The sequence below is a fragment of the Herbaspirillum sp. Her4 genome, assembly GCF_057961335.1.
On the sequence record NZ_CM176330.1, the window covers coordinates 4,394,141 to 4,409,484 of the forward strand.

The window sequence follows — 15,344 nt, forward strand, 5'->3', positions numbered from 1 at the left end:
CTCAGCCGGCGATCATCATCCAGACCGACAGCAACAGCAAAGCGGCGCAGAAGAGGATACGCAGGCGTCGCTCCGGCAGATGGTGTGCCAGCGCCACGCCCCAGGAGATGCTGAGCACGCCGCCCAGCGCCATCGGAATCCCCACTGACCAGTCTACATGACCCGCCTGGGCGTAGGTCCACAGCGCCACCAGCGTACCGGGCGTGACCATGGCCAGCCCCAGTCCTTGCGCGGCGGTCTGCGTCACACCGAACAAGGCCGTCAGCAAGGGCACGGCGACGATGGCGCCGCCCACGCTGAAGAAGCCGGCCGAGGCGCCGGCAGCCATCCCCACCAGCGGAATGTAGCGACGCGAGAGGATCACGGACGATTCCACGCTGCGCTTGTTGCGCAACAGCGTCCACAAGTAATACAGCGCCAGCAGTCCCATGAAGGCGGCGAAGCAGACATGCAGGCTGCGCGCCGCCATGGCCGTGGCGATGCGGGCCGAGACATAGGTGGTGAAGACAGCCGGCACGCACATCATGGCGGCGGTACTCCATTGGATGTGATTGCGCTGCTTGTAGCGCCAGAAGGCGATGACGACGTTGGGCACGATCATCACGAGTGCCGTGCCTTGGGCCAGTTGCTGGTCCATGCCGTAGAGGTAGCCCAGCACGGGGATGGCGATGAGACCGCCGCCGATCCCGAAGAGACCGCCCATGGCGCCCAGCAGGCCGCCGAGCAGGAAGTTGACTACGCCGGAGAAAAACAAGGAAGCCGTCATCGGTGTACAGTGATGCCTCTGCTGGCCGGCTGCAAGGTGCAGTGGCCGCATCGAAGGATAAAAAAGGAGACTGACATGAGCGGCGTCATCGTGTTTGCGCTGGAGATGGGCGTGGTAGCCCTCATTGCGCTGGCCATCTACATGGTGATGAAGAAATAGCGCCGCCGATCAGGCCCGACAGTGTAGCGCAGGCGGACCGGGCTGTCCCGGCGGCTGTGCTTTCCTGCCATCCCCCTCAAGCAAAGGAAGACAGAATGGATCTCGGCATCAAAGGTAAAACCGCCCTCGTCTGCGCATCGAGCAAGGGCCTCGGCCGTGCGTGCGCACTCTCGCTGGCGCGCGAAGGCGTGCACGTCACTCTGCTGGCGCGCGGCGCGGAGGCACTGGAAGCAACGGCCCAGGCCATCCGCACGGAGACCGCTGCCACCGGTGCCATCATCACCACGGTTGCGTGCGACATCACCACCCCGGAAGGACGCGCCCTGGCGCTGGCCGCCTGCCCTGCCCCGGACATTCTGGTGACCAATGCCGGCGGACCCAAGCCGGGCGATTTTCGTGAGTGGACGCGGGATGACTGGATCGCGGCGGTCGACGCCAACATGCTGACGCCCATTGAGCTCATCAAGGCGACGGTGGATGGGATGATCGCGCGCGGCTTCGGGCGCATCGTCAACATCACGTCGAGTGCGGTGCGGGCACCGATTGATATCCTGGGGCTCTCCAATGGCGCGCGCTCGGGGCTGACGGGTTTTGTGGCGGGGCTGGCGCGCAAGACGGTGGCGCACAACGTGACCATCAACAATCTCCTGCCGGGGCCGTTCGAGACGGATCGCCTGCGTTCCACTGCGACGGGGGCGGCAAAGGAGAGCGGGCGCACGGTGGACGAGGTGCTGGCGGACCGGCGCAAGCTCAATCCGGCGGGACGCTTTGGCGATCCGGCCGAGTTCGGGGATGCCTGCGCTTATCTGTGCAGTGCGCAGGCGGGGTTCATCACGGGGCAGAATCTGCTGATGGATGGGGGCGCTTATCCGGGGACATTCTGAGCGGGATGCCGGGTCGTCTGGTGGGCGGATGCCTTGCATGCCGGAAAGGGTGGATGCAAAGCAAGTGATGTGATGTATAATGCGGCCCTCGTGCGACGGGCAACATGCCCGGCTGCCACGCAAGGAGGTTTGGGTGAGCGGTTTAAACCAGCAGTCTTGAAAACTGCCGACGGGGTGACCCGTCCGTGAGTTCGAATCTCACAGCCTCCGCCAGAACACCATATAGGACGGGCCTTTTCGGCCCGTTTTTCTTTTGATCCCACATAAAAGCCCACATAAAAAAATATCGTACACGCGTCAAATGGCGGATTTTTCTCTTAGCGACCTCAAGTGCTCGCAATGCTAGCTTAGCTCTGACTCGCTGCGGTCAAATACCCGAACCCGACCTTAAACTTCCCTTGCGACGTATTCCTGCAATCAAGATGAAAATGGGAGGGGAAGCATCTAGTCCCTTTACCTACTCAAGCAGTAGAGGTGCTGCGCGGCCTCCATGCCCTCAGCGGACATGGGTGCTATGTCTTCCCCAGTATCCGTACTGGTGAACGCTGCATGAGCGAGAACACCGTCAATGCAACCCTGCGGGGAATGGGCTATGCCAAGGAGGTGATGACGGCTCACGGCTTCCGAGCAATGGCTCGCACCATTCTGGATCAAGTAATTGAATGGAGATTCGATGCGTAGCGCTAACGCACCGGTCTCCAAACGTGGGGGGAAGAAGAGCGAGAAGCAGTAATTGCAATACTGCCGAGGAGCGTGGTCCGCATGGCGGCATGCCACTTCTTAGATGGCGCGCTGATTCATGCGCTTGGACAGCTCCTCGGCAGTTTCTCGGCGCTCACTGTATCGGTCGGTCAAAAATGGTGAAATATCGCGCGTCAACAACGTGAATTTGAACAATTCCTCCATCACGTCGACCACGCGTTCGTAGTATGGCGACGGCTTCATCCTGCCGGCGTCATCGAACTCCTGATAGGCCTTGGCCACCGATGACTGATTAGGAATGGTCAGCATCCGCATCCAGCGGCCGAGTATCCGCATTTGATTGACGGCGTTGAAGGACTGCGAACCTCCAGATACCTCCATGACGGCCAACGTCTTGCCTTGAGAAGGACGAATGGCTCCCTGCGACAACGGAATCCAGTCGATTTGGGCTTTCATGATGCCTGTCATGGCGCCGTGGCGCTCAGGCGAGCACCAAACCATGCCTTCGGACCAGTTGGCCAGGTCGCGCAGTTCCACGACCTTCGGATGTGTCTCCGGCTCACTATCCGGCAACGGCAAGCCGCGGGGATCAAATATCTTGACCTCGCCGCCCATCGCTTCCAGCAGCCGGGCAGCTTCCATGGTCAGTAATCGGCTATAAGAACGTTCACGAACAGATCCGTACAGCAGGAGAAAGCGTGGCCGGTGGGTCGACGCGCCAATTTTCGAGAAGTCACCGATCGCAGGCACCTTGAACTGGCCGGGATCGACGTTAGGCAGATCAGTTACCTGGTGCGACACGTTGGCCCTCCGCATTGATCACGACTTCGCCGTCTTCCTTGGTGAAAGCGCCTTGTTGCGGGTTCGGGAGGATGTCCAATACCAACTCGGACGGACGGCATAGCCTGGTTCCCTTGGTCGTCACGACGAACGGTCTGTTGATCAGGATGGGATTGGCCAGCATTGCATCCAGTAGTTGATCGTCGGTCAAGGTAATGTCATCCAGACCCAGCTCAGCATAAGGCGTGCCTTTCTGGCGGATGGCCTCACGAACGGTCAGGCCGGCATCCTGAATCATCTTGACCAGCTGCTCGCGGCTGGGCGGATGCTGCAGGTATTCAATCACGGTCGGCTCTTCGCCGCTGTTGCGGATCATGGCCAGGGTGTTGCGGGAGGTCCCGCATGCGGGGTTGTGATAGATGATCGTCATGGTGAGGTCCTATTGTGAAATCGGCTCTGATTGCGGGCGAATCGCCGCCGTAGCGAAAAAGAAGAGAATTGCTCCCGTCGCCGCTATGGCAACCAGGGCAGCTATGGCACCGGGATAGCCGCCTCCGACGCTATAGAGGAGCGATGCGACGAACGGACCGGCTGCGAAAGCGATCGTGACCGGAGTTGCCATCGCGCCGCTGATGGCGCCGTAGGCCTCACGGCCATACAACTCAGCTGGCAGCGTCCCGCGAACGATAGTCATGACGCCGTTGCCCATGCCGTACAGGATGGCAAACAGTCCGTAGAGCACCAGCCAGTCAGCTGGGGCATAGAGCAGAAGCAAAGCTACTGGCAGCAAGGAAATGGCAAACTGGCCCGTCTGCCTGGTGCTGGCCTTCTTCCCGATCGTGGTCTCCAGGATTCGGCCCAACACCTGCATGGGGCCAATCATCGCTCCGATTGCGGCGGCATAGTACGGTGTCATTCCGCGATCATGCAAAATCGACATCAAGTGCAACGACATTGCCGAGAACACCAGGGCGTTCAAGGTCACGGCCGTCGTCACTGCATAAAAACTCGGTTGCCGTAGCACAGCCTTCAGGTCCCAATCCTTATTGGCGGCGGCCTTGGTCTTCTGAATAGACCTGGCTGCTGGAAGCAACATGTGAACCGGCAGGCAGATCACCAGGTTGGCCACCGCGTAAATCTGCCACGTCGTCCGCCAGCCATACTGCTCCAGCAACCATTGGGTCAGCGGCCAGGCGACGGTACTGGCAAAGCCACCAAAAAGCGTCAACATCGTGATGGCGCGGCGGAAATCTGCTTGGAAGACCTGGGTCAACACGGCGAACGCCGGCTGGTATAGCGTCGCGCTCATGGCCAGCCCGATTACCGCCCAGATGAGATAAAGCCACAGCGCATCGTGAACGAACGACATGGCCGCCAGCATCAAGGCGGCCAATACGGTTCCTGCACCCATCAGCAATCGACCACCGATGCGGTCAATGATGCTGCCGGCCAGCGTCGACATCAGCCCCGAAATGAGCAGCGCAAGGGAATAAGCTCCGACCACGACTGGCTTGGAGAGCTGCAGCTCAGTCTGCATCGGCTGCATCAAGATCCCGTAGGCATAGAACATCGATCCCCAGCAGACAATCTGGGTCAGCCCAAGCGAGGGAATCAGCCAGGTCGATTTGCGGGCCTCCACTTCAGCTCCCCAACCTCAGTGCCAAGGCGGACAGCGTCACCAGCAGGACGGGCAGCGTCAGCATCGCGCCCACCCGGAAGTAATAGCCCCATGAGATGTGGATACTCTTCTTGTCCAGCACATGCAACCAGAGCAAGGTCGCCAGGCTACCGATGGGGGTGATCTTGGGGCCAAGGTCGCTGCCAATGACATTGGCATAGACCATTGCTTCCTTCACCACGCCTTGGGCCGTGGTGGCGTCGATCGACAGTGCGCCCACCAGCACCGTCGGCATGTTGTTCATGATCGACGACAGGAAAGCCGTCAAGAAGCCGGTACCGAGGGCAGCGCCCCAGACGCCGTGCTCTGCAAAGCCGTTCAGCACGCTTGTCAGGTAGTCCGTCAGGCCCGCATTGCGCAGCCCATAGACAACCAGGTACATCCCCAGCGAGAAGAACACGACCTGCCAGGGCGCACCCTTGATGACCTCGCGCGTGGAAATGACATGGCCTTTGCCTGCAACTGCCAAGAGGATCAGTGCACCAACCGCCGCCACGGCGCTGATGGGCACACCGAGGCCTTCCAGCCAGAAGAAACCCACCAGCAGCAGCGCAAGCACCCACCAGCCGGCGACGAACGTTGCCCGATCATGGATGGCCGCAACGGGATCCGGAACCTGGGTCAGGTCATAGTTTGCGGGGATATCGCGACGGAAGTAGAGGAAGAGCACGATGAGCGTCGCCGCGACTGACACGATGTCGACGGGGATCATGACCGAGGCATATTCTGCAAAGCCGATCTTGAAGAAGTCCGCCGAGACAATATTCACCAGGTTGGACACCACCAGCGGCAGGCTGGCTGTGTCGGCGATGAAGCCGGCCGCCATGACAAAGGCCAGCGTCGCCTGGGGCGAGAATCGCAGCGCCAGCAGCATGGCGATGACGATCGGCGTCAGGATCAGCGCAGCGCCATCGTTGGCGAACAGGGCAGATACGGCTGCGCCCAACAGGATCAGCAGTACGAACAGCATGCGGCCGCGACCACCACCCCACCGGGCTACGTGCAAAGCTGCCCACTCAAAGAAGCCGGCCTTGTCCAGTAGCAGGCTGATGATAATGATGGCGATGAAGGTACCCGTGGCGTTCCAGACGATGTGCCAGACAACCGGGATGTCCGAAAGATGAATGACGCCGGCAGCCAAAGCCACGGCCGCGCCAGCGCACGCGCTCCAGCCAATGCCGAGCCCCTTGGGCTGCCAAATGACAAAAATCAGAGTGAGCAGGAAGATGACAAAAGCGGCCAGCACTTTCTTTCCTTGGTCGAAGAAGAGGAGTCAGAGAGGCAGGAGCCCAATGGCTCCTGCCGTAAGGTTAAACCGGGGTGGCGCCGATAGCGTCCATCTCACGCTTGATCGAGGTCTTTTCGAGCGTGTGGAACGGCAGGCTGGCGAAGATGTTCACGCGGGTCATGATCTGGCGGGCAACCTTCGAGAATACGGCGCGCTTTTGCTCGTCGGTGCCGGTAGCAGCCGCTGGATCTTCGAATCCCCAGTGGGCCGAGATCGGTTGTCCTGGCCAGATCGGACATACTTCGCCAGCGGCGTTGTCGCAAACCGTGATGATGAAGTCCATCTTTGGGGCATCCGGTGCCGCAAACTCGTCCCAGCTCTTGCTGCGCAGGTCATTCAGCGGATAACCAGTCGCGTGGATCTGTTCCAACGCCAGCGGATTAACGGCGCCGGCCGGGTGACTGCCTGCGCTGTAGGCGTTGAAACGGCCGTTGCCCATGGTGTTGAGCAGTGCTTCGGCCATGATGCTGCGAGCCGAATTACCGGTGCAGAGGAAAAGAACGTTGTAGGTCTTCTGTTGGCTAGTGGACATGGTGACTTCTTTGGCGTGAAGGCCTGGCGGTTCCAGGCATTGATTATTCGGCAGTAGCGGCTGGCTCGCAGCATGCACTCACAGGCGAGCACACGTTGCCACCGCAGCAGTTCTCGGTGAGAAACCCCAGAACATCGTTCATGGCGGTGTAGTTGGCGGCATAGATGACGAAGCGCCCCTCTTGGTGCGAAGTCACCAGACCGGCATGCGACAGCTCTTTCATGTGAAACGACAGAGAGGATGGAGCGATGCCTAGGGCGTCTCCGATCTTGCTGGCAGCGCTGCCCTCTGGTCCAACCTGAACGAGAAAGCGGAAGATGGCCAAACGTGACTCTTGAGCCAACGCGGCCAGAGCGGTAATGACAGTTTTTGTTTCCATAGCCAGCCCTCAATTCAATATATCAATAATTCAATTATTATTGAAACGAAAGGCAAATACAACGCGGATTTTGGGGTTAAACGAGGTGCGGACGCAGAAGTACTGTTCAAAACAACAGTAAACTGGACAAGGTGACCACGGATGTGCTTATAATAGGAATTAGCACTCAGACCATTTGAGTGCTAACAAGGACACCCGCCAGAAATGACGGGTGAGAGACGCCGAGTGTTCCCGCACAAGGCAAATTTGAAACGGAACGTAGCGATCCGCTAACAAATGAATAGGTAGGCAGCTATTATGAAGAAATTGAGCTAATTTGTCAATCTAATCTAAATGGGCTGCATTGGATCGCACGCGTTCTTTAATGCCAATGGCAGAAAGAAGTGCGAAATGTACGAAAGTTATTTGGTAAGAATCGAGCTCCACGATGCTCAGTGGAGCCACTATGAAACTCTGCATCAGCAGATGGAGCGCGCCGGTTTTTCGCGTGCCATTCGCGGTGACACGGGAAATTTGTATCAACTCCCCGACGCCACCTACACGCTGCAGAATAGCCAAGCTAATTTGCAGACGGTGCAGAACGCAGCTGAAGCAGCGGCGCGTGCAACCGGCCGGAAGTTCGGCGTGATTGCATTGAGCTTCAAAAGCGCGTCTTGGAATGGCTTACCTATCGTTCCGGCGTCGCGCCGCGCCGCCTGAGCAGGTGACCTGACCGTGTGCAGATGAACAGGCCGGCTTTGTTCGTCTGGTGACATGAGAGCTTCGCCCTTTTCTACTCAGGGCGAAGTTCTTTTTAATCAGGTAGGTTCTCTGAAGGCATAGCAATTTGCTTTGGCATCATTCAGGGCATGATGTTCGGGCAATCGATTTTGTTTGTGATACTCATATCGGAGGAGTTCGTTGATTCGATCTGCCACGAGGCGACGTTTGCACCAGGGCGGAACTCTGCCGTCCAACGCGTCATAAAATAGATCCCAATCTGTCTGGTAGTCGTAGCAAATGAAGACGTCTTCGTTAGTGGGCCGAACGATACGAAGCCATTGCGTTATCTCCCCGTATAAATCTTCCATTGCCACTTCCGCATGCGGGGCGTACCCCAGCAAAGGAAGCACCGCCTCCTTCACAAAAGCGCTGCACGCCTTGATGTCATAGGGCAGTTCGGCATAAAACTCCTCGCCGCTCTCGGCTACGAGGCCGATGCTTATGAGCTGCGGATCGAGGAAATCCGTGAATTCGGTATCGATGAAAACATTAAACGCCATAGCAAAGTCCTAGCTTACAAAACCGGAACGTTGGGAACGCCAAGATGGGTGCTTCCCAGGATCCAAGGCATCAATTTGGCGATGTTCACAGCGTCGTCGAGTCCTCTGTGATGCTGTCCCTCCATTTCGATCTTGGCAAGCGCGCAGGCCTTTGCCATGCCTACCTCTTTCCCGATACGCTGAGCCTTGGCAAACAATCTCTTGGCATTTTGATGAGGCATGGTCAGCGGTGAAGCAATACCATGCCGCTCCGAATCCCTCTGCATCTGCTTGAAGTCGTAAGCTCCCCAGCTAATCCAGACTGGATCGAGAGAGCTCGTTTCCGCTACAAAATCGCGCAGCGCTTGCGCAGCCACAGGAAAGAGCGGCGCGCTATCTACCTCTTGCTGAGAGATGCCTGTCAGCGACGTACAAAAAGGCGTCAGTATTGGCCGTTGCAACGGCCTCACGAAGTGTTGGAATCGCTGAAGTACAACGCCGGACTCCGTTGCCCAACAAGCCCCGATTTCGATGATTTCCATTTCCTCTGACGTGATTGAGCCGTCATCGGAGCAAGTCGCCTCAAGATCCACAACCAGAATTTTCTTCAACATCCTATTCCTACTTAGCTCGAATGGACATGGCCATACCACACGTTGCGCACGTATAGGTTGCATATCCTTGGGAATCTTTCCCACTTTCTTTCATCCCCGTGATTTGTACGGATTCCCAAGCGTCGGAATACGGCTGATCGTTTTCGGAAGTTCTTTCATTGCCCTCATGCCTTTGAGGACAGACGAAATAGCGATATGTGCGCATCGTCATAGCTTTCTCCTTTCCTGGTCTGGCTGGTTTTCATCGATCAGCTAACGTCTTGTAGCACTGATCAATCCGGTCAAGGTGAGTCGTGACGTTCAGCGCCAATGCACCAAATCCCTGCGTGAAGAGCGCTCTCCGCGTCTGTGAGTCACTTGCCGCCTCCAGCGCCCTCGACAACTCCGGGTGCTGAGCGGGCCCCTTAATAAGTATCTCCACGGCCTTCCCCAGAAAGACCATTTGATCCGTCAAAGCCAGCATAGCAATCACTGCATCTCGGCGCCCGAGTTCATGCAAAGGCACCGACTGCAACGCTCTAACAATGCCGTCAATGATCGTCCGATCGTAAACCGCCCACAACGAGATACTTAGCTCCGCACGTTCAAAGTCGGATCGCGTAATCGCAGCCCGGATATTCTGTGCGTGCGTGTGTGCGGCTTCGGCAACGGCTAGCAGCGACGAAACACGTTCATTGCGGTCCCGCTTAGACTGCCGCGTCGGAATCCAGACCGCGATGGCAAGCGCCAAGATTGCGCCAATAGCCTGAACCCAACCAGATGCCGACGGACTCTCCAGCACTTTGAGTAATGCGCCCCAGGTCGCGCTCAACCACCCCATAATTTCCCCATTCATTGCTCATTTGCGGAACCTAGGATACTCAACCTGGTTCCTTTTGGGGAGATTGGATGGTGCCTCTTGTGTGGAGAAGATGGTGCCTTTCAAGAATACTACGTGGTGCTTTTACCGAGAATATTCACACTGCCATCTTGACCGGTAAGGTGGTAGCGGACGTGGCGAGCCCAAAAGATCGTGCGGAGCAACGGTCCAAGAACCGTCAGAAATAGAACCGTGATTTTCTTATGACTTACAAGGAGTCAATATGAGATCAACAATCTTGAGTATTCTGCTTTGAATTTCCTGCGTCCCCTCCTTAGCTGCTCAAGAACATTGGATAGAAGGCGACGGACAGGGCAATTTGGGGTCTTTCAAGGGTAGCCTTTGCATCGGCTACCTAATTAAAGGCAGCAGCGCCCAGCCTATTCAGCGACAGTGCTATATGGACTAGGTGGTGTATCTACTCAAGTCCCTCGATGCAAAGCGAAAGAATCACTTTTTCAAGTCCTGCAAAAATTCTGACCCCGGCTCCACAGCAGAGACATGCAGTTGATCGCGGGCACGAGTGCAAGCGACATACAGCAATTGACGCTCTGTGTTATACATCTCAGTCAGTTCTGACTCACCTACAGCCGCATCGATTCGCGCCTGCGAAGGAATAATCTCATCGTCGCAGGCCATAACAGCCACCACGCGAAACTCCATCCCCTTTGCCAAATGCATGGTGGTGATGCTAACGAAGCCCTCCTCCGTTGCCATATTCTTCCCAAGCACACGTCCTAAAAGATCCGAGGTTTTTACCGCTGCTTGAGCGCGAGGCAATTCGCTTTCTGATCGGACGAAGACTCCTATCTCGTGCGGCAGCACGCCACTCCTGTTGCATTGCTTCAACCATGCGCCGACTGCTTGAATTTCTGCCTCCGCATCGGCATAGCTGCGGATGGCCGGCTCTGGTCCATTAAACACTGAAATCGTACCCTTGCGGCTTTCAACGTTACCGTCCACATCGGATACCTCAGGGCCGAGCAAACGATCAGCCTGTGAACGAATTTGGTGCGATGTGCGGTAATTAATATTGAGCGTGCGTGATCGACCACGCACATCAACACCCAGATGTTTCCAAGAGAATGGTGTCTGGAAGATGCGTTGACCGAGGTCACCGGCGAAGAAAAGTGCATTTACTCGGTTGCGGGCGATCGCTGCGAGGAAGCGCAATTGCTGTACACCTATATCCTGCGCCTCATCCACGACGATGTAATCGAATACCGGATGTTTTCGCTGTGCCATGATTTCAGCAAGCCTAGCAAACATTTCAGCGGTGGTAATTTTTCCAGCCACCTTCAATTGGGCCTTCACCTGGGAAAATGCCTGCCAGTACAAGGCGCGCTGCACCTCCGATAGGCGCGTCTTTCTGCCCAGCCGCTTGGCATCTCTGTAACTCTCCCAGTCATCAACCTGCCAAGTATCTACCACATCCTCCCATTCGGAGACTAGGAAAGCAGTGCTGACTTTCAGGCCACCGATCTGCATTGCGGCAGTCTTCAACAGGGCTGAAATTTCAGAGCCGCTAGCGAATATCGGCTTTCCGAATTCCTTTGAATACAAGCGAACCCCAATGGCCTTCATCGCAGCAACGTCGATGCGCTCGCCGAGTTTCGGAGTGTTCCAGATAAGTCGGTACAAGTTGCCGCGCAACGCATTAGCCAGCGTATCGGAAAACGTTGCAAGCAGAACACGCGAATCTTCGTCTTTATGTGCCAGATGTACAGCGCGGTGCAAAGCCACCACAGTTTTTCCTGTACCAGCTGAGCCGGACACGCGTGCCGCTCCGTTGTAACTCCGTTCGACGAGCTGTCGCTGCGCCGGATGAAGGAACACTGTCCACTTGTCCCATGGATACTCAAGGGCGCGAGCCAACTCCTCCATATCAGCCATGATGCGGAAGCGGCGCTGTGCATCGGGGTGTTGAAATGGATCGGCTCCTTTGCTCGCCACTTCCGGCAACGCTGGCGTACCGCCGGTCGCCAGTTCGATTAGGGCTTCGGCAGCTTCACCGGGGAGGTGGTTGGCCAATTCCAGCAGCGAATCCTCGTCAGCGGCCTTAACATCGGCCAGCCATTCTTCAGGAACACCATAGGACAGCAGCTGTGCATCGCGATAGCCCGCGAAGAAATTTGATTTCTTCCGTGATGCCGGTGTGCTTTTTTCGATGTGCTTCGGAACGAAGATTTCCTCTATACGTTCGCGGATCTCGACGAGCTGTGCCGCGCCTGTGGTCGGATGGACTTCAAGTTTGCGCCGCTCGGCCCATTGATAAGCCTTATCATGATGATCGACATAACACAGCAGCAGGCTACCTGCTGTCTTGTGAACGATAAGGCGGATATCACGGCTCACGCGCACTGACCAGAAGTTTGGGTCCTTTCCCTTTTCAAGTTTATGAAAACTCATACCCTTGCCACTCGGATCGATCTGCAAATCGAAGGCTGTAGTCTTGGCAGCCTTCTGCTCATCAGCGTTCAAGCGGGCGAGGCTGACAGTGAAAGTATCGGCGATCCTGAATTCCATTAGTTCACCTTAAATACCTTCATTACCTCATCGCCGAGGTGATTAATAACCTTCACAGCAAACCGACCGTTACTCGGCTTAGGGAAAGGACGCGAAGTATCGGAGTTGAGCGTGGCCCAAGCGTCGGGGTCGACTTCCGCTTTGAGGGTAGTCTTCAGAGCTTTGTATGGGTCGTTCGCGCCAAGGAAGTAAGCATGGCGGACAAAAAAGGACTCCTCGTTATAGTCGGTGTCCAGGAACCAGCAGGCTATGCCGTCTGCACCGTCGCTGCGCACTTCACCCGTACTAGGATGGAATACGTCCACACCGTTGATGCGCACCAAAAGTTGGCCGTCGTCAGGTACCTCGATAACATCACGCTTGCCATCGTATCTGCGAATACTGCGGCCTTGGATGTCGAGCACATCCACATCCGGCTCGCCAAAAATCACGAACAGATTTCCCTTGCCAGTGTTCTTCAGGTCCTCGGCCATGTGCAGGTCGGCGTTCATACGAGCCTTGAGCACGTTGATGCGGCCCAGCTTACTGAATTCGCTGGCCGGCGCATCATAGTTGAAAGCGCAGGCGATGAGCACGTCGAAGTTGGCATCACCGGCTTCGCGGGCTGCATCTACCAGATCCGCGCGGGAGACCGTGCCGAATTCTGGTCCGATCAAAATGCCAGCACGCTTCACTTGTTCGCTTTCCAGATACCGGCCTTCGGCGCAGACCAATTCACCAGGCCAAGGTTCCAGTGAGATGAATTCGATCTTGTCAGACTTGTGCGCCTGCTGGACACCGGCGGTTCGAAGATTTGACAGAATAAGGCTAACAAAGTCCTGGCCGAATTCAGCCTGAGTCTCGGCCACATGGTCGATCACGTTATCTTCTTCGTCCACCCCGAGTACGCGGTGAGGGCTAAGTGATTCCACGGTGAAAGGTCCAGCCACTCGCACCTTCTTCTTGTCTTCGTAAGGTTTGTCGTAGAGGTATTCGAACTCAGCCTTGGCGGCGATGGAAGCGTCGATTTCCTTTTGGCGGGCGATACGTTTCTGCCACCAATCAGCGTGCAGCTTTTTCGCGGCCTCGCTCCACTTGGCGTCAGCTTCTCGTGGAATTTCCCATTCATGCCAACTTTTTTTCAGAGTTGTGTTGATTTTTTCGCGTAACGGTTCCAGCTGAGACTGGAAGGTATCCCAAATAACATCAATCTCGACGTTATTGGCAATGGATTTAAGAGTAATGTGCGGTACGCGCTCATATACGAAGCCATGAGCTATGTTGCCGTAGGTGACGTGACTAGAAGGCGCACTGCGGTTAACTTCGGCTTCTTTCTGCTGCCCTTCCCGGGAATCGGCGAGTAAGTAGAAGGGGTAGCGTGCCCCCATAATTCGAGCACGCGCCAAAGCTAGTGAAACCCGCGAAGTGTCAATCGTGATCCAGCGACGGCCCCATTGTTCGGCCACGTACGCAGTTGTACCGGAACCGCACGTTGGATCGAGTACCAAATCACCTGGGTCAGTAGTCATCGAAATGCAGCGTTCGATCACTTTCGGATTGGTTTGCACGACATACACCTTATCGGACGCAAAGCCTGCTGTCACCGTATCATCCCAAGAATTGTTCAAGGGGTAGACAGGAAAATCCACGACATACCGTACATAGCTTAAGGTTTTTCCTGCTAGCCCAACGCGCTTCGCCTTTTTCAAACGCTCCATGCCAGCGGAAGTTGTCTTCCAGCCGCTTTTTCCAACAGGTATAGTTGCCCCATCCAGATTGACGTCGAAGAACTGTGGACCTCCTGAGCTTTGACTAGTAAGATTATCCCAGCGAAAAAGACGCGAGCCTTCCAATGGTGCTTCTCTCTCAGCCTCAGATGCTGTCCGACGCTCTTTCGCATCAAAAAAGTCAAGCTTATTATAAGCCGCAGCACCGCCAGCCAACTCCCCTTTCATCCGATAAAGCTGCCGATACTTGATTACTGAAGCATTCTTTGCATACCAAAGAATGAAATTGTTAACTGACGCGAGTGTTTCAGTACCACCACTAGGTGAGCCCGCACCACCAGTTGTCTTAAAGTTGATTTGGCTGACGAAATTCACATCACCGAAAACCTCATCTAGAACGGTGCGAACACGGTGGACATTTTCTTCGCCGATCTGCACAAATATCGAACCGCTTTCAGTCAACAAGTCCCTTGCCACAATCAACCTGTCACGCAGATAAGTCAAATAGGAATGGATACCGTCACGCCAAGTATCCCGGAATGCCTTGACCTGCTCAGGTTCGCGAGTGATGTGTTGGGCGTTACCGTCCTTCACGTCCCGGTTGGTAGTTGACCATTGGAAATTACTGTTAAATTTGATGCCATACGGCGGATCGAAGTAGATACACTGAACCTTACCACGCAGTCCCTCACGCTCGGCGAGGCTGGCCATAACCTGTAAGGAATCACCCAGAATCATACGGTTCTGCCAATGACCTTCGTGCTGATAGAACTCGGTTCGATCTGCACCATCAGGCAGGCCGTTGAAGTCTCCGAACAGATCCAGCGTCTCCTGCTGCATCCCGATGGCCTCACGGCGGACTCCGGTCTGGCGCCGCAATTCGTCGATCAGCGCCTTGGGCTTGACCTTTTCCTGGATGTATAACGGGGGCGCGTTAACTACTAGGTCGGACCAGTCCTGCTGATCCTTACCGCGCCAGATCAGTTGCGGGTCAAGATCACGGTTGAGTCGTTGCTGGAATTCCGGGGAAGCGCTACCCTCGTCGCGCATGGCGCAGAGTTCATCAAGCCATTGCTTGTTGGCACGCGGATAGGCCACTTGCACTGGCGCCTGCTCGTGATGCTGCATCACCGACTGATGTTCCACAGTCGGAATATTCTTACGTTTAGCCTCTGTATGAGTGATCTGCTCGATACTCTTGGCAGGCGTCTGTATTTTCTTTGTCGCCAT

Annotated in this window: 15 protein-coding genes, 1 tRNA gene and 1 pseudogene; 5 read left to right on the forward strand and 12 right to left on the reverse strand. The window is 56.1% G+C overall.

Annotation, left to right across the window (positions count from 1 at the left end; genetic code table 11):
* Position 1: 1 nt before the first annotated feature.
* Positions 2-766, reverse strand: coding sequence for a sulfite exporter TauE/SafE family protein (locus ACWFUC_RS19910; protein WP_039789598.1), 765 nt, complete (start codon positions 764-766; stop codon positions 2-4).
* A 12-nt stretch (positions 767-778) separates the two neighbouring features.
* Between ACWFUC_RS19910 and ACWFUC_RS19915 the strand changes: the two genes are divergently transcribed.
* From ACWFUC_RS19915 to ACWFUC_RS19930, 4 genes and pseudogenes are all read left to right on the forward strand, one after another.
* Complete coding sequence (locus ACWFUC_RS19915) at positions 779-925, forward strand: hypothetical protein (protein ID WP_157845819.1); 147 nt, start codon at positions 779-781, stop codon at positions 923-925.
* A 95-nt stretch (positions 926-1,020) separates the two neighbouring features.
* Positions 1,021-1,809, forward strand: coding sequence for an SDR family oxidoreductase (locus tag ACWFUC_RS19920; protein WP_134135905.1), 789 nt, complete (start codon positions 1,021-1,023; stop codon positions 1,807-1,809).
* A gap of 123 nt (positions 1,810-1,932) precedes the next feature.
* Positions 1,933-2,022: transfer RNA gene (locus tag ACWFUC_RS19925), tRNA-Ser, on the forward strand.
* Between the two features lie 222 nt (positions 2,023-2,244).
* Positions 2,245-2,469 (forward strand): annotated as a pseudogene (locus ACWFUC_RS19930) (tyrosine-type recombinase/integrase); the annotation flags it as partial.
* Positions 2,470-2,589: 120 nt separating this feature from the next.
* Here ACWFUC_RS19930 and arsH read toward each other — a convergent pair.
* The 6 genes from arsH to ACWFUC_RS19960 all read right to left on the reverse strand — a co-directional run bounded on the left by arsH (position 2,590) and on the right by ACWFUC_RS19960 (position 7,168).
* Entirely contained in the window at positions 2,590-3,327 is a 738-nt protein-coding gene (gene arsH, locus ACWFUC_RS19935; protein WP_489637263.1) for an arsenical resistance protein ArsH, read from the reverse strand.
* Positions 3,293-3,721 carry an arsenate reductase (glutaredoxin) gene (gene arsC / locus ACWFUC_RS19940; RefSeq protein ID WP_050470556.1) on the reverse strand — a complete coding sequence of 143 codons (429 nt, stop codon included), beginning with the start codon at positions 3,719-3,721 and terminating at the stop codon, positions 3,293-3,295. Before arsC ends, arsH begins: the two co-directional genes overlap by 35 nt.
* A 9-nt stretch (positions 3,722-3,730) precedes the next feature.
* Entirely contained in the window at positions 3,731-4,930 is a 1,200-nt protein-coding gene (locus ACWFUC_RS19945) for an MFS transporter (RefSeq protein ID WP_489637264.1), read from the reverse strand.
* Between the two features lies 1 nt (position 4,931).
* On the reverse strand, positions 4,932-6,215 hold the full coding sequence (locus ACWFUC_RS19950) for an arsenic transporter (protein WP_489637265.1): 1,284 nt from the start codon (positions 6,213-6,215) through the stop codon (positions 4,932-4,934).
* Between the two features lie 64 nt (positions 6,216-6,279).
* Positions 6,280-6,789 carry an arsenate reductase ArsC gene (locus ACWFUC_RS19955; RefSeq protein WP_489637266.1) on the reverse strand — a complete coding sequence of 170 codons (510 nt, stop codon included), beginning with the start codon at positions 6,787-6,789 and terminating at the stop codon, positions 6,280-6,282.
* Positions 6,790-6,832: 43 nt separating this feature from the next.
* Positions 6,833-7,168, reverse strand: coding sequence for an ArsR/SmtB family transcription factor (locus ACWFUC_RS19960; protein ID WP_489637267.1), 336 nt, complete (start codon positions 7,166-7,168; stop codon positions 6,833-6,835).
* 390 nt (positions 7,169-7,558) lie between these two features.
* On the opposite strand from ACWFUC_RS19960, the gene ghoS reads away from it, so the two are divergent.
* A complete protein-coding gene (gene ghoS / locus ACWFUC_RS19965) occupies positions 7,559-7,867 on the forward strand; it encodes a type V toxin-antitoxin system endoribonuclease antitoxin GhoS (RefSeq protein ID WP_489637268.1) in 309 nt (102 codons plus the stop codon).
* Positions 7,868-7,965: 98 nt separating this feature from the next.
* Here the strand turns inward: ghoS and ACWFUC_RS19970 are convergent, their stop codons facing one another.
* From ACWFUC_RS19970 to ACWFUC_RS19990, 5 genes are all read right to left on the reverse strand, one after another.
* Complete coding sequence (locus ACWFUC_RS19970) at positions 7,966-8,430, reverse strand: 3'-5' exonuclease family protein (protein WP_489637269.1); 465 nt, start codon at positions 8,428-8,430, stop codon at positions 7,966-7,968.
* A 14-nt stretch (positions 8,431-8,444) separates the two neighbouring features.
* Positions 8,445-9,023, reverse strand: coding sequence for a 3'-5' exonuclease (locus tag ACWFUC_RS19975; RefSeq protein WP_489637270.1), 579 nt, complete (start codon positions 9,021-9,023; stop codon positions 8,445-8,447).
* A 241-nt stretch (positions 9,024-9,264) separates the two neighbouring features.
* Entirely contained in the window at positions 9,265-9,858 is a 594-nt protein-coding gene (locus ACWFUC_RS19980; RefSeq protein ID WP_489637271.1) for a hypothetical protein, read from the reverse strand.
* 474 nt (positions 9,859-10,332) lie between these two features.
* Entirely contained in the window at positions 10,333-12,408 is a 2,076-nt protein-coding gene (locus tag ACWFUC_RS19985; RefSeq protein WP_489637272.1) for a UvrD-helicase domain-containing protein, read from the reverse strand.
* A complete protein-coding gene (locus ACWFUC_RS19990; protein ID WP_489637273.1) occupies positions 12,408-15,344 on the reverse strand; it encodes a site-specific DNA-methyltransferase in 2,937 nt (978 codons plus the stop codon). Before ACWFUC_RS19990 ends, ACWFUC_RS19985 begins: the two co-directional genes overlap by 1 nt.

Bases quoted from the DNA above. Each gene is read 5' to 3' on its own strand.
- ACWFUC_RS19920 (WP_134135905.1), top strand. From the start codon at position 1,021: ATGGATCTCGGCATCAAAGGTAAAACCGCCCTCGTCTGCGCATCGAGC.
- arsC (WP_050470556.1), bottom strand. From the start codon at position 3,721: ATGACGATCATCTATCACAACCCCGCATGCGGGACCTCCCGCAACACC.
- ghoS (WP_489637268.1), top strand. From the start codon at position 7,559: ATGTACGAAAGTTATTTGGTAAGAATCGAGCTCCACGATGCTCAGTGG.
- ACWFUC_RS19990 (WP_489637273.1), bottom strand. From the start codon at position 15,344: ATGGCGACAAAGAAAATACAGACGCCTGCCAAGAGTATCGAGCAGATC.
- ACWFUC_RS19910 (WP_039789598.1), bottom strand. From the start codon at position 766: ATGACGGCTTCCTTGTTTTTCTCCGGCGTAGTCAACTTCCTGCTCGGC.
- ACWFUC_RS19985 (WP_489637272.1), bottom strand. From the start codon at position 12,408: ATGGAATTCAGGATCGCCGATACTTTCACTGTCAGCCTCGCCCGCTTG.
- ACWFUC_RS19980 (WP_489637271.1), bottom strand. From the start codon at position 9,858: ATGAATGGGGAAATTATGGGGTGGTTGAGCGCGACCTGGGGCGCATTA.
- ACWFUC_RS19955 (WP_489637266.1), bottom strand. From the start codon at position 6,789: ATGTCCACTAGCCAACAGAAGACCTACAACGTTCTTTTCCTCTGCACC.
- arsH (WP_489637263.1), bottom strand. From the start codon at position 3,327: ATGCGGAGGGCCAACGTGTCGCACCAGGTAACTGATCTGCCTAACGTC.
- ACWFUC_RS19915 (WP_157845819.1), top strand. From the start codon at position 779: ATGCCTCTGCTGGCCGGCTGCAAGGTGCAGTGGCCGCATCGAAGGATA.
- ACWFUC_RS19970 (WP_489637269.1), bottom strand. From the start codon at position 8,430: ATGGCGTTTAATGTTTTCATCGATACCGAATTCACGGATTTCCTCGAT.
- ACWFUC_RS19960 (WP_489637267.1), bottom strand. From the start codon at position 7,168: ATGGAAACAAAAACTGTCATTACCGCTCTGGCCGCGTTGGCTCAAGAG.
- ACWFUC_RS19975 (WP_489637270.1), bottom strand. From the start codon at position 9,023: ATGTTGAAGAAAATTCTGGTTGTGGATCTTGAGGCGACTTGCTCCGAT.